The organism is Bacillus sp. BC08 (genome assembly GCF_054326875.1).
Genome location: NZ_JBTGPA010000030.1, coordinates 19,964 through 34,901 on the forward strand (window position 1 = coordinate 19,964; position 14,938 = coordinate 34,901).

Annotated in this window: 13 protein-coding genes; 4 read left to right on the forward strand and 9 right to left on the reverse strand. The window is 35.4% G+C overall.

Translation table 11 applies throughout. The annotated features are described in order from the left end of the window. Positions 1-7: 7 nt before the first annotated feature. Positions 8-820: a recombination regulator RecX gene (gene recX, locus ACXVYO_RS09765; protein ID WP_458466847.1), complete on the reverse strand. Its 813-nt coding sequence runs from the start codon at positions 818-820 to the stop codon at positions 8-10. Positions 821-901: 81 nt separating this feature from the next. On the opposite strand from recX, the gene ACXVYO_RS09770 reads away from it, so the two are divergent. From ACXVYO_RS09770 to ACXVYO_RS09785, 4 genes are all read left to right on the forward strand, one after another. After that, complete coding sequence (locus ACXVYO_RS09770; RefSeq protein WP_458466848.1) at positions 902-1,807, forward strand: TIGR01777 family oxidoreductase; 906 nt, start codon at positions 902-904, stop codon at positions 1,805-1,807. 140 nt (positions 1,808-1,947) lie between these two features. Next, the gene (locus ACXVYO_RS09775) at positions 1,948-3,078 is read left to right on the forward strand and encodes an amidohydrolase (protein WP_458466849.1); all 1,131 of its coding nucleotides are present in this window, start codon (positions 1,948-1,950) and stop codon (positions 3,076-3,078) included. Positions 3,079-3,319: 241 nt separating this feature from the next. Beyond that, entirely contained in the window at positions 3,320-3,877 is a 558-nt protein-coding gene (locus tag ACXVYO_RS09780) for a GNAT family N-acetyltransferase (RefSeq protein ID WP_098664416.1), read from the forward strand. Positions 3,878-3,987: 110 nt separating this feature from the next. Then, a complete protein-coding gene (locus ACXVYO_RS09785) occupies positions 3,988-4,107 on the forward strand; it encodes a YfhE family protein (RefSeq protein WP_000358487.1) in 120 nt (39 codons plus the stop codon). 367 nt (positions 4,108-4,474) lie between these two features. On the opposite strand, the gene ACXVYO_RS09790 is transcribed toward ACXVYO_RS09785, so the two are convergent. The 8 genes from ACXVYO_RS09790 to ACXVYO_RS09825 form a co-directional block, all read right to left on the reverse strand. Then, the gene (locus ACXVYO_RS09790) at positions 4,475-5,641 is read right to left on the reverse strand and encodes a diglucosyl diacylglycerol synthase (protein ID WP_458466850.1); all 1,167 of its coding nucleotides are present in this window, start codon (positions 5,639-5,641) and stop codon (positions 4,475-4,477) included. 412 nt (positions 5,642-6,053) lie between these two features. Then, on the reverse strand, positions 6,054-6,785 hold the full coding sequence (gene pflA / locus ACXVYO_RS09795; RefSeq protein ID WP_458466851.1) for a pyruvate formate-lyase-activating protein: 732 nt from the start codon (positions 6,783-6,785) through the stop codon (positions 6,054-6,056). Between the two features lie 68 nt (positions 6,786-6,853). After that, positions 6,854-9,103, reverse strand: coding sequence for a formate C-acetyltransferase (gene pflB / locus ACXVYO_RS09800; protein WP_061676739.1), 2,250 nt, complete (start codon positions 9,101-9,103; stop codon positions 6,854-6,856). 339 nt (positions 9,104-9,442) lie between these two features. Next, positions 9,443-10,990 (reverse strand): glycosyltransferase family 2 protein, encoded by a 1,548-nt coding sequence (locus ACXVYO_RS09805; protein WP_458466852.1) that lies wholly within the window; start codon positions 10,988-10,990, stop codon positions 9,443-9,445. After that, the gene (locus ACXVYO_RS09810) at positions 10,983-11,948 is read right to left on the reverse strand and encodes an NAD-dependent epimerase/dehydratase family protein (protein ID WP_458466853.1); all 966 of its coding nucleotides are present in this window, start codon (positions 11,946-11,948) and stop codon (positions 10,983-10,985) included. The genes ACXVYO_RS09805 and ACXVYO_RS09810 overlap by 8 nt, the downstream gene beginning before the upstream one ends. After that, positions 11,945-13,189, reverse strand: coding sequence for a nucleotide sugar dehydrogenase (locus ACXVYO_RS09815; protein ID WP_458466854.1), 1,245 nt, complete (start codon positions 13,187-13,189; stop codon positions 11,945-11,947). The genes ACXVYO_RS09810 and ACXVYO_RS09815 overlap by 4 nt, the downstream gene beginning before the upstream one ends. Continuing rightward, complete coding sequence (locus ACXVYO_RS09820; RefSeq protein WP_458466951.1) at positions 13,179-14,759, reverse strand: glycosyltransferase family 2 protein; 1,581 nt, start codon at positions 14,757-14,759, stop codon at positions 13,179-13,181. The genes ACXVYO_RS09815 and ACXVYO_RS09820 overlap by 11 nt, the downstream gene beginning before the upstream one ends. Beyond that, the gene (locus tag ACXVYO_RS09825) at positions 14,740-14,934 is read right to left on the reverse strand and encodes a hypothetical protein (RefSeq protein WP_458466855.1); all 195 of its coding nucleotides are present in this window, start codon (positions 14,932-14,934) and stop codon (positions 14,740-14,742) included. The genes ACXVYO_RS09820 and ACXVYO_RS09825 overlap by 20 nt, the downstream gene beginning before the upstream one ends. Between the last annotated feature and the right edge of the window lie 4 nt (positions 14,935-14,938).

Genomic DNA, 14,938 nt, shown 5'->3' on the forward strand with positions numbered 1-14,938 from the left:
ATTCCCCTCATCCCTCTTCGCGTTTCATCTGCAAATATATCTCTATCTCATCAATAGAGAATCCTTTGCGATATAACGCTTGTTTCATCTTATTTTCGAATGTCCATCCATCATACTTCTTATATTTCTCATAATATTTATTCCCATGATAGTGTAACGCTTCTTGTTGCTGTTCGTCATCTTTTTCGTCTTTCAATTCTTCTAAACAAATTTGAATCACATCTCTAGAATATCCTTTACGAACGAGCATTTCGTCTAACTTTAGCTTCATTTGTAAAAAGGACTGCTTTTGATAAGACCTTTTCTTCTTTTCTATAAGAATTAAAGCATTCTCAATTTGCTTTTCCTTCGGATATTCTTGTAAACTATGCATAATAATTAGATCCTGAACACCTTTATTTAACAACTCTCTTTTAATAACAGTAGGACCTTTTCGATTTACATTACTTTGCGTTCTCGTATATAAAACAGCATACTCTTTATCATTAATATATCGGTCATGTAATAATTTCGAAACGACTTCAGAGATGATGGCCTGTCCCACTTCTTTTTTTCGTAAAAACTCTTCTATTTCTTGTTTCGTTCTCATTTGATAGGATAAATAGGAGACTGCTTGTAAATATGCTTTTTGTACCTCTTCATTGTACAAAATATTTCCTAACGCTATTTCATCAATTTCTAAGCCCTTTTGTAATCCGTGTTTTATTAAGATTACTTCATTCACACTAAACCCGTACTCTTCACCTTGACCTTTATCAATATAAATATTAAACCGTTCTTTCGATCGTTTTTGCACTTCTATTTTTGTAATGACAGCCATACTCTCACCTCTCTATTATTTTAACATAGTCAAGGAACGTTTTTGCTTTTCAAGAATATATATAATGAGGAGGAAATAATTGTGAGAATCGCAATTTCTGGTGGTACCGGCTTTATCGGTAAATACCTTTCTACTTTTTTTATTCAAAAAGGATATAATGTTTATATTCTTACTCGAAACAAAAATATTGAAACTTCCCACCCTAACCTTCAATACGTACAATGGACACCAGATTTACAAACATTCCCCCTCTCCTCTATTGATGTAGTTATTAATCTAGCTGGAGAGTCTATTAACAGTAGATGGACAAAGAAACAAAAAGACTCCATTTTAAACAGTAGAATCCAAACAACAAAAGGACTCATTAAACAATTACAAAAACTAAATACAAAACCAAACACATTTATTAACGCAAGTGCTATTGGCTACTATGGAACGTCTGAAACTGAGTCTTTTACAGAACAGGATGAGATTCCTGGAAATGACTTTTTAGCAAATACAGTATATTCATGGGAACAAGAAGCATCTAAAGCTCGTTCTCTCGGAATACGAACAATCTACGCAAGACTCGGAGTTGTATTGGGCGCAGACGGAGGAGCTCTTCCAAAAATGCTACTCCCTTATCAATTCTATATCGGAGGTACAATTGGATCTGGAAACCAATGGTTATCATGGATTCATATAGACGATGTCGTTCGCCTGATTGATTTCATCATACACAAAGAAGAAATTGATGGACCTCTTAACATTACAGCTCCCCTACCTATAAGAATGAAGGAATTCGGAGAAACCATTGCAACTATAATGAAAAAGCCTCATTGGTTACCTGTCCCTTCATTTATACTTCACACTTTATTGGGCGAGATGAGTATACTTGTACTAGAAGGACAACATGTATTACCTAGTAAAGCAATTAAACATGGGTATCAATACACATTTCCGGCAATAGACCATGCATTACAAAATATACTTTCGCATACAATGTAGTACTTCTAAAACACAGTTTTACAGGGGCCCCTTTCAAAACTTTCATGTTCTAGAATCCGGAGCATTATTACACAAATAATCTTTCAGTTACTTTCCCTTAAATTCCATTAATATTGTAAAGTAACAGAAATGAGGTACCTATGAAAATATTGCTCAAACAAGCCATTGTCTATCCTATTACATCCCAAAAATTTCAAGGGGATGTACTCGTTATAGGAGAAAGAATTGCCGAGGTCAAGCCTTTCATTCAACCTACCCAAGATATGACAGTTATAGACGCTCGTGCTCTTCATCTTTTACCTGGATTTATTGATGTCCATACTCATCTTGGTCTCTATGATGAAGGTACTGGTTGGGCTGGCAATGATGCAAATGAAACATCTGAAGTTTCAACACCACATATCCGTTCTTTGGACGGAATCCACCCTTTTGATATTGCATTTCAAGATGCTGTACAAAACGGAATCACAACTGTTCACGTTATGCCAGGAAGTCAAAACATTATCGGTGGTACTACTTGTGTAATAAAAACAGCTGGAACTTGTATTGATCATATGATTATTCAAGAACCTGCCGGCTTAAAGATTGCCTTTGGAGAAAATCCTAAAAAGGTCCATAGTAATGGAACAAAAGAATCCATTACACGTATGGGAATTATGGGATTACTTCGAGAATCATTCTATGAAGCACAGCACTACGGGCATGAAGCTGATTTTCGAATGCTGCCTATCTTAAAAGCATTACGCCGCGAAATACCCGTACGTATCCACGCTCACCGAGCAGATGATATTAGTTCAGCTCTACGCTTTGCAACAGAATTCAACCTCGATTTACGCATTGAACATTGTACAGAAGGACACTTTATTGTTGAAGAGCTTTCGAAACACAATTTGAAGGTTTCAGTTGGCCCCACTCTTACACGCCGTTCTAAAATCGAACTTAAAAACAAAACATGGGATACTTACCATATATTATCGAAAAATGGAGTGGAAGTTTCTATAACAACAGATCACCCTTATACACCAATTCAATATTTAAATGTTTGTGCTGCTGTCGCAGTAAGAGAAGGATTAGACGAAAAAACTGCACTAGAAGGAATCACTATATTTCCAGCACGAAATTTACGTTTAGAGGATAGAATTGGAAGCATCGAGGTTGGAAAAGACGCTGATCTCGTGTTATGGACCCATCATCCTTTCCATTATTTAGCCAAGCCTGTACTAACCATGATTGATGGAAAAATAATTTACAAAAAAAATAAAAAAAACTAGTTTATTTTTTTGACTAGATAAAGTATTATACGATTATAAACTGAATGAAACCATAATCAATTTGTGTCGTGATTATCATTTTCAAATTGATGAATGGGGAAGGCAAATGGTGCGCCACCAGCGTTAGAAACTGGTTCTAGTGGGTTCGATTCCCACCCCGAAATTTTTTAAAGATTGATATAAAAATTTCGAGGGTGGGGTGCTTTTTCGTCATGCTACCCTCGTGTGAGGAGGAGTTAGTATGTTGAAAAAACGCGACTTACACGACAGCCACGTTCTATACGAGTTAATGGTGGATCCAGCTGTCTTCCCTTTTGTGCGTCAAAAGGCTTATTCTTATGAGGAATATTTATTTTTAACGAAACAAACGATTGAAGCTGAAGAGCGTGGGGAATTAATTTCACGCACAATTTTAGATGAATGGGGTAACCCTATCGGAACAATTACTTTATTTGATGTGCAAGAAAAAGCCGGATTTCTTGGAACATGGCTTGGCAAACCCTATCATGGAAAAGGCTATAATAAATTGGCGAAAGATTCATTTTTTAGTGAACTTTTCTACGAATTAGATATTGAAACAATCTTTATGCGTATTCGCAAAATAAATATTCGTTCTATTAAAGCTGCCGAAAAACTACAATATGTTAATCTAGCAAACGAAACAAGAAAAGCCGTTTATGATGAAATTAACGCAAATGAAGAAGTATATAACTTATATGAAATTCCAAAAGATCAATATACACTTGCTACAATGCGAGATACAACGTTCCAAGATACTCACCAATTAAAAGAAGCGTAATCTAAATTTTTAGAAAAAATAATTAATCATTAACATTTTGCCATATACGTATATCACCCCATGTCTTTGGAAACGATAGATAGTGACTTTAGGACACGAGGTGATTTGTAATGGATAAAAAGAAACGTGATAAAACAAAGAATACATTATCTAGTACACAAGAGGTTCTCTACCAACGAGAATTTCGCAAAGCAGATCGTGCAGCGGGTTATCGCTCGAAAAGTATTTAAAGTGAGAATGAATAATTAGAAGTTTTCCCCCCTAATTATTCATTCTCATTACATATTTTTTCTACGTGATAGAATAGACAAAAAAGGTTTCTTATAAATAAGAAACCTTTTTTGTGTGGATAACGTTATCCACACAATTTATAGAATTGTGAATAAATTCAACAACCCCTACACAAGTTTATATGTTATAACGCATAGTAAATGTTGAAATTGTGGATATTTTTCTAAAAATTGTGGACAATGTGGATATAGTTGTTAATATTTCGACTTTACTGTTTAATGAAAGCGCAATCTTCATGTGGATAAGTTGCTATATCTTATAAAACAATAAAGAACCCTCTTTAAACATATAAAAGAGGGTTTCATATTAAGTAAATAATTGTGCAAGAGCAGGTGATTTAATAGGTATATGATTCGGTTCTACATGATTTTCTGCCAAAATTGTATCCACAATATGACCAGCCGGCTCCGGACGATAAATGCTTTTCATCGCTTCTTTCATTTGAAGAAGCTTCATATCATCTTGTAATAACGCCTCTGTCTTTGCAAAAACCTCACTATCATCACGAATGACAACTGCAGCTCCTTTTCTTTCAAAGTACATCGCATTTTCATTTTCTTGTCCTGGGACAGGCTTATATAAAATGACAGGTACTTGCAATGCTGCCGCTTCACTTAACGTAATACCGCCTGGCTTCGTAATCATACAAGAAGTAACACGGAATAATTCATCGATATTTTCAACATAACCAAATACTTTTAATGCATCAGGATTTTTTTCCTGAACACCTAATAAATCCTGTTTTAACGCTTCATTTTTCCCACAAACGACAACTACTTGTAAATCAGATACTGACATAAATGATTGGCATAGTTCTTTTACACTTCCTAATACCCCATGAGCACCTGCTACAATTAGTAGAATCTTTTTATTCTTACATAACTGATATTTATTATATATAATGTCTGGATTGATCTTCAGCTCAAAACTACTACGAATCGGAATTCCAGTTTCAACAATTTGCTCCGCAGGCACACCAATATCAATCATAATTTTTTTTACGTGATCAGTTGCTACAAAATAACGATCTACTTCCCGATGAATCCATATTTTGTGCACACAAAAATCCGTTAATACGTTATACACAGGAATTGAAATACCTGTTTGCTTTTTCAACTCTGGTACAGCTATGATCGGAAATGTATTAATAACAATATCCGGTTTCTCTGCTTGTAAAAGTAATTTCAAACGTTTTCTTCCAAAGTTCGCATACCAAGATGCTATTTTTTTATCATAAATTTTTTCTACGCCGTAATAAAACAAGCGGTATAATTCTTTTCCTATTGTATAACTTTTTAAATATAAATATTTTGTAATATCGGTTATAACTGGATGTGATTCTCCGAACAAATCGCATACAATTACATCTTTAATTCCTTTTTGGCGAAATGTTTGTTCTAATGTTTTCGCTACTTGCACATGACCATTACCGTAATGTGCAGTTAATATTAAAACCTTGGGGTTTTTTATCAAACAAATCCACTCCTAGCTTATTGTTTCTCCATATTGCATATACGACAATAGGAAAAACATTTTCCTTAAAAATTACATAAACAGATTCTAATGTTTCTCTTTCAGCTATGTACCTGTCGTGGATATGCAAAGCATATAAGATTGACCCCTTAATCCTATCTGTGCTCATATCTTTACATTATACTTTCCTATAAGAGCTTTCGCAATAACTTACAAATGTTCTCTATTCCATGATACTCACTCTTTTACTTCTTAATTCTTTTTACTATTTTGATTTCCCTTTACAATTATGTAAATTTCTCCACTTATTCCTTACAAAAATATGGATATTCTATTTTCAGTATACTCTTTTCTATATACATACTCTAGGTTTTATTGTAAAGAAAGCAAAAAGCCTAACCCAATATTTGGATTAGACTGCTTGTAAAATATGTCTTGCTTGTTCTACATTTTTTTCAGTAGGTGGTTCTACATTCGCAAGTGGATACTTATGTCCAAGTGCCTCCCATTTATATACACCAAGCTTATGGTACGGTAGCACTTCGACTTTCTGAACATTAGACAGACTTTGAATAAAGCTAGATAATCTTTGTAGATCCTCTTCATTATCCGTAATACCGGGAACTAATACGTGTCGTACCCAAATCGGTTTATTTTTATCCGATAAATAACGAGCAAATTGTAAAATATGTTCATTTGGTTTTCCTGTTAATTTACGATGTTTCTTTGAATCAATATGTTTCAAATCCAATAAAACTAAATCTGTGTAATCCATTAAAATATCTAGCTTATTTTGGAATTCTGGTTCTTCAGAATAACAACCACCCGAAGAGTCAATTGTTGTATGAATTCCAGCTTCCTTACATTTCTTAAATAACTCAATTAAGAAATCTAGCTGTAGTAATGGTTCACCACCACTAACTGTTATACCGCCTCCAGAAGCTTCAATAAAAGGAAGGTAACATGTCACATCCTGCATTACTTCTTCAACTGTTATTTCGTTTCCTTTACCAATCTCCCACGTATCAGCATTATGACAATATTGACAACGTAATAAACACCCTTGTGTAAATATGACATAACGAATTCCTGGGCCATCAACAGTACCACAAGACTCTACAGAATGAATTCTTCCTTTTACCATGTTACTTCCTCCTTTATTGAAGCAGCCTCCCTCTGCTATTTATAAAATGCAGAGGGACACTTTTTCACTTACATACTTTCATGCATTGTACGGTTAATTACATCGATTTGTTGCTCACGAGTTAATTTAATAAAGTTTACAGCGTAACCAGATACGCGAATTGTTAATTGTGGATATTTCTCAGGATGTTCCATTGCATCCATTAATGTTTCACGATTAAATACGTTAATATTTAAGTGATGACCTTCTTTTACTGCATAACCATCAAGCATTGATACTAAGTTTCGTACTTGTACATCATCTTCTTTACCAAGTGCTTTTGGAATAATAGAGAATGTATTAGAAATACCATCTTGTGCATCTTCATATGGTAATTTAGCTACAGATAATAATGAAGCTAATGCACCTTTTGTATCACGGCCATGCATTGGGTTCGCACCTGGTGCAAATGGTTCTCCAGTACGGCGACCATCTGGAGTGTTACCAGTTTTCTTACCGTATACAACGTTAGATGTGATTGTTAAGATCGACATTGTATGAACAGAATTTCTGTATGTTTTATGTTTACGAAGTTTATTCATGAATGTTTTCACAAGGTTTACAGCGATTTCATCTACACGATCATCATTGTTACCGTATTTAGGGAAATCTCCTTCAATTTCAAAGTCAACCGCAATTCCGTTTTCATCACGAATTGGTTTTACTTTTGCATGTTTAATTGCACTTAAAGAGTCTGCTACTACAGATAGACCCGCGATACCTGTTGCCATTGTACGAAGAACATTTGTATCATGAAGTGCCATTTCAATACGTTCGTAGCTATATTTATCGTGCATGTAGTGAATAACATTTAATGTGTTTAAGTATAGACCCGCTAACCATTCCATTGTCATATCAAACTTATGCATAACTTCTTCATAATCTAATACTTCAGAAGTAATTGGTGCGTACTCAGGACCAACTTGTGCTTTAGATTTTTCATCTTTACCACCGTTAATCGCATATAGTAATGCTTTTGCTAAGTTTGCACGTGCGCCGAAGAACTGCATTTGTTTACCAATTCTCATTGCAGATACACAACAAGCAATTCCGTAGTCATCGCCGTAATCAGCACGCATAATGTCATCATTTTCATATTGAATTGCTGATGTTTTAATAGACATTTTCGCACAGTAGTTTTTAAAGTTCTGTGGTAATTGTTTAGACCAAAGAACTGTTAAGTTTGGTTCTGGAGCTGGTCCTAAATTATCTAATGTATGCAAGAAACGGAATGAGTTCTTTGTTACTAATGGACGACCATCTAATGCCATACCACCGATAGACTCAGTTACCCAAGTTGGGTCACCAGAGAATAATTCATTATAATCAGGTGTTCTTGCAAATTTCACAAGACGTAATTTCATAATGAAGTGATCCACAATTTCTTGTACTTCTTCTTCTGTTAAAGTACCATTTGCTAAATCTCTTTCAATATAAATATCTAAGAATGTAGAAGTACGTCCAAGACTCATCGCAGCTCCGTTTTGCTCTTTAATTGCTGCAAGATATGCGAAGTATAACCATTGGAATGCTTCTTGTGTATTTGTTGCAGGCTTAGAAATATCAAAGCCATGAGAAGCAGCCATTTGTTTTAACTCTTGAAGTGCACGCATTTGCTCAGATAACTCTTCGCGTAAACGCATTGTATCTTCGCTCATTACACCGCCAGTTAAATTCAAATCAGCTTTTTTCACTTCAATTAAATGATCAATACCATATAATGCTACGCGTCGGTAGTCACCGATAATACGTCCACGTCCGTATGCATCTGGAAGACCAGTAATTACACCTGATCTACGAGCCGCTTTCATTTCTGGTGTGTATGCATCAAATACACCTTGATTATGCGTTTTTCTCCAGTCTCTGAAAATACGACTAAGTTCTTTATCCATTTCGTATCCGTAAGATTCACAAGCTTGTTCCGCCATACGAATACCACCATATGGTTGTAAAGAACGTTTAAATGGTTTTTCAGTTTGGAAACCGACTACTTTTTCAATATCTTTATTTAAATATCCTGGTTCATGTGATGTAATAGAAGAAACAATTTTTGTATCCATATCAAGAACGCCACCGTTTTCACGTTCTTTCGTTGTTAAATCCATTACTTGATCCCAAAGTTGTTTCGTTGCTTCAGTTGCTCCCGCTAAGAAAGATTCATCTCCTTCGAAAACGTTTACATTATTTAAAATGAAATCGCGAACATCAATCTCTGCTTTCCATTTTTCACCTTTAAAGTTTTCCCATGCGTTTTTTACATTTTCTAATACTTGAGTCATCCTAATCTCCTCCATTTTTGATTAGTACAGGACTAAGATTTTTTATATAACAGCTTACACACTTAGAATACTACTTTTTTGCGAAAGTGAACGAAATAGTTGTGACATGTTTGTGAAATGTTGAGCAAACAACTATATACATAGTGTTAACTTCACTTAAAAGTCTTTATAATTAACCCTTTCCTTAATTGTATTTTTTTGGTATCCTTATATACGAGTCCTATTTTGTAATATAAGAACAATACCCATTGTAGAGCTGTAATACTCTTATCTCCTAATCTGTTATAGTTTTTATAACAGAACAAAAAAGTGTACATATGTTGTACACTTTTTTTGTTACTACTCTAAAGCATCTCTTTTTCTATTCCCATCATAGAATCCACCACGACGGCCTTCCAATACAATTAATTGCTCTAATCCTTCTATATGGTCACCTATAATTCGCAAGACAGCTGGAGGATGACCTATTTTTGCAAAATGTTCACTGGGACGAATACGGTTCATCTTATCGACCTCTACACGACTTACACACGCAATCTCGAATCCTGACAGAATAGCTTTCACTTGGGCTACACAAGGTGAAAGTAAAGATCTATATCCGATTTCTTTCAAACACTTACGACTAAACGCATTCGGTACAGCGATAAGAGAGCCTACTCCTAGATCTTTTCTATCACAAGCTAAATTTAATGCATATTTAAATGCAGTTACAAGATGAAGCGGTACTCTTAAATCTAAATAATGATTTAGATCATTTAATGCGACATCCATTCCATCTGCAATTGCTTTTGCGAAAGGATATAATTCCCTAGCTGGAATAACAAAGTCACCGTCTATAAATAATACAATTTCTCCTTTTGCAAAATAAGTTCCAAGTGAACGCCCTACATCATTTCCAAGTGCTTCTTTATATACAATTGTTGTTGCTCCCTTGTTTTTTGCAACCGTTGCTGTTTTATCAGACGAACCATTTACAACAACGATAATTTCAAAAGGTTCAATTTTGCGGAGCTCTTCTATAACGTTGCCAATTGTTTTCTCTTCATCTTGTACAGGAATAATGACCGATAATTGCTTTCCTTTATACAACTTAGATGTGACGCCCCATCCTTGATAAAAATCTTCGAAACTTAAAGTATGATAAACACTCTCTCTTTTCCTATTTCCATCATAATACCCTCCGCGCTCATTACTGCCCACTATTCGCTCCGATACAGCTTCTATATGATCACCTATCATCCGTTTTTCAGATTGAGAAAGACCCGTTCCATACGCAGCATGCTTGGTCGGCCGAAATTTATTTGGCGTAATAACATCAATTACACAATGACGACTAATCCTCCAGTTGCTTTGTAATAGGCGTAAATGAGCTACAATAGGATTCACAAAACACTCATATCCAATGCTTTGAACAACTTCTTTTGTCAACGCATGAGGTACAGATAATAAAGAATCAATTTTTAACTCTTCACGCTCTAACATTGCATTTAATATTTGGCGCCATACTGTCACGGAGTGCGGTTTTTGTTTCTTTAAAAATAGTGCGTCCAAATTATTTAAAACGATGTCGGCCTGATCATGTAAAATTGGATTCAGGAATAATTGTAATTTTGAAGTTTGAATAGCAAAATCTCCATCTATAAATAGTAGTACATCACCTATCGCGTGTTTTGCGCCGACCGCACGTCCAACATCGTTCCCGAGTAGCTCTGTATACTTGATTACTTTACACCCTAAACGACTGGCAACCTCTTCTGTACCATCGTTACAACCGTTTGCTACTACAATAATCTCTACTGGATTTAATCCTTTTACCGATTGAATAACGTCTGAAATCGTATCCGCTTCATTACATACAGGAATAATAATTGATAGCGACTTAGCCATTATTTTCTTCACGAAACCATTTAATTGTTTCTTTCAATCCTTGTTCCCACGTTACTGTCGCTTGAAACTGCACAAGTTCTTTTAATTTCGTTATATCTGGTCTTCTATTTGGAATTTCTTCAAAGCCATGTGGGTATACCTCTTTGAAAGGAACTTGGACAATCTTTGAAGAAGATTTCGTTAGCTTTTTAATTACTTCTGCTACTTGTGTTATACTCTTTTCATTCTCAGAACCTATATTAATAATCTCACCATTTACCTTTTCATCCATCGCTCGAATCGTTGCCTCTACCGCATCACTCACATACGTAAAGCAACGTGTCTGCTTTCCATCTCCATATACGAGAATGTCTTCTCCTTGTAGGGCTGCACTGATAAATCGTGGGATTACCCCTGCATACGGACCATCTTTCGCTCTTGGACCATAAATATTAAAATAACGAACAATCGTTACAGGTAAACCTTCTAAAGCGTATCCTAAACACAATGTTTCTTCTAACGTTTTACAAATTGCATAACTCCAACGTATTTTAGAAGTCGCTCCGTATAATCGATCCCCCTCTTCAGAGAAGGGTGGCTTTGCCTTACCATATACTTCTGAAGTAGATGCAAAGACTACTTTCTTTTTTCCTTTTAGCGCTGCTTGTAAAATATTTCTCGTTCCATCAAAATTCGTTTCAATAAGCTCTATACTCTTTTCCATTGTCGTTTTCACACCTAAAATTGCTGCTAAATGAAACACTACATCATGTTGATTTACTAATTCATAAATTGAGCTTTTATCTAAAACGCTTATTGGAATAACCCGAATTTCTTTCATTAACTCATCATGATATTTATTTTTTCCTTTATAGAAGTTATCCACGATTGTGACCCCATAACCTCTTTTCACCAATTCTTCAGCTAGATGCGATCCAATGAATCCTGCTCCACCTGTAATTAAACATTTTTTACTCATACACTCACCTTCTTTACAATTCCACGTGTATCTACTACTCGCTTCATTCCTTTAAAAAGCTTCCAATCGATATTAGAGTGATCAGTTAAAATTAAAATACAACCCGCTTGTTTAATGACTTGTTCATCCAAAGAAACAGATTGGTACACCTTATCTCCAAATTTTGCAGAAGAAATATATGGATCATGATATTCTATCTCATATCCTTCTTCTATTAACAATTCAATAATTGGCAACGCTGGTGATTCTCTTAAGTCATTTACATCCTTCTTATACGCAATTCCTACAATTAAAACTGATGCAGGTGATTGCACCATACCTTTTACTTTCCGGACTATTTTCTCTGGCATTTCTTCATTAATTACATGTGCCGCCTCAATTAATTGACTAATTGCTCCATTCTTTTTTATTCTCCATTGAAAATATAAAGGGTCTACTGGAATGCAGTGTCCCCCTATCCCTGGCCCTGGCCAATATGGGGTAAATCCAAACGGTTTTGTAGATGCAGCTTCAAGCGCCTCATAAAAATCAATTCCTAAACTTTCACATAGTGTGTTTAACTCATTTACTAATGAAATATTGACTAGGCGCTGAATATTTTCAAATAACTTACACATTTCAGCTACTTTCGGAGAACTAACTGGAACAACTACATCAAATGTAGTACTATACAACTCCTGTACTTTTTGCTTACACTTTTCTGTTTGTCCACTAATAACTTTTGGAATCGTTTGAACGGAATAGTGACTATTAGCCGGATCAATTCTCTCAGGGGAATATCCGATATAGAAATCTTCTCCTACCTTTTGACCTGCTTGAGAAACAATCGGAATAATCACTTCCTCAAGTGTGCCTGGATATGTGGAGCTTTCGAAAATGAAGGTTTGTCCTTTTTGAAGGTGTTGTTGTATATAATGAGAAGCTGAAATGAGGGCACTTAAGTCTGGTTCTCTTTTTTCATTAATTGGAGTCGGAACAGTGACAATAACATAATCACTATTTTGAAAATCAGCAATACCTTGATCTGGTGTATTTACTATTAATTTTTTTTTAGTCAATAAACTTTGTAACAATTTAGAAGAAACATCTGGAATATAACTTTCTCCTTTTATAATCGATTCTATTTTTCTAGTATCTTTATCTAATCCAATTACTGTATGTCCTCTCTCTGCAAAATGAACTGCCAAAGGAAGGCCAACATATCCTAATCCGATAATGGCAACTGTACTACTAACATTCATCTGTATTCTCTTCTTCCTTTCTCAATTGTTGAATTATATTTCTATCCCGCTCTCCATCTGTAAAACTCCCGCGTTCATCTGTGGATTGTAATAAATATGCAATTGCCTCAATTTGATCGCCGAAAATACGGTCAAATGCTGGAATACGCCCATTTACAAATCCATGTTGCTCTGGGCGTACCCGATTTGTTTTTATAACATCTACAAACTCTACCGCTGTAATAGAGAATCCCTCTAAAATAGCTTTCATTTGGGCTAGTGGCGGAATGATAAGAGAATCGTATCCTATTTTCTCTATTACCTTTTTATGCATAGCATGTGGTACTGCCGTTAATGAGTTATTCCATAAATCTGGTCGTTTCGCTACCAAATTCACAAAATATTTTCCCATGCTAATTGGATCTGCCGGATGAAACATATCTAATAAACACTGTAAATCATTTAATGCCACATCATGTCCATCTTCAATCGCATGTAAAAATGGAATTAGTTTTTTCTCCGGAATAACAAAATCACCGTCGACAAATAAACAAATATCAGCCGTGGCATGCATAGCTCCTATCGCTCGGGCCACATTATGGCCGAGTGCTTCTTCGAATTCAATAACGATAACATTCTCTAACTTTGCTTGTTTAATTGTCTCCCTATCAGCTCCATTCGCAACCACTATAATTTCATCTACACCTGCTTTTTTTACTTCTTGTATAACAGACCTTATAGTCATCTTTTCTTCTGATACTGGGATAATAGCACTATATTTCGCTTTTTTCTTTTGTAATACAACTGGTTTATACTTTCCTACAAACCCTCTATCCCTATTTCCTTCCGAAAAACCACCACGCTTACCATATGTTTCGATTACATATTGCAAAGCACGCAAATGATCTCCCATAATACGACTAGTCGCTTTCGGATAAGGCGAACCGGGTGATGTACCAGTATGAACAGGACGTACTTTATTTGTATGAATAACATCGACCGAGGCCATATCGACAATATCTACTCCTCTAGACATCGCCATCGCTTGAAACAGTGCTGGATCTGCTAAATTCCACCAACCAAATTTCTGAATAACTTCTCTACTCATTGCGTGTGGAATTGCAATTAAAGAACCAACAACAAGCTCTTTTTTATCCAAATAACGATTCAACATAAACTTTCCAACTGTCGTATAATGCGGCCTCATCTTTAAATAAACGGACCATGTTAAATTATTCACAACAATTTGGTGACCTTGCCGAACTCCTTTTATGAAACGTTGTAATTCTTTATTATCAATAACGATGTCACCATCTAAAAATAAAACAATGTCACCCTTCGCTTCTCTTGCTCCAATCGCCCGTCCAACATCATTGCCAAGAGAATATTTATAATAAATTACTCGGCAATGGTGTTGTAACGCTATTTCTTTCGTCCCATCTGTCGATCCATTATCTACTACAATAATTTCATATGGTTCGAGCTTCTCCACTTCTACTAAAACTTGTGATAAAGTACTTGCTTCATTATGCACTGGAATAACAACTGATACTCTCATACTTGTATCACTCTTACCCTTCCAAGCGAACATAAGAAATAATAGGGATACGTACAACTATATCTTCCGGTGGTCCATAAGAAGGAGAAGTACGAACACTTACTGCCCCGTCTGTCACAGATAACAGAATACCTGCAACAATTTCAACCGCTGTCACAACTTGCACTAACTCACCAACATGGTTACGCAATTCATCAGTAAATAACATATAT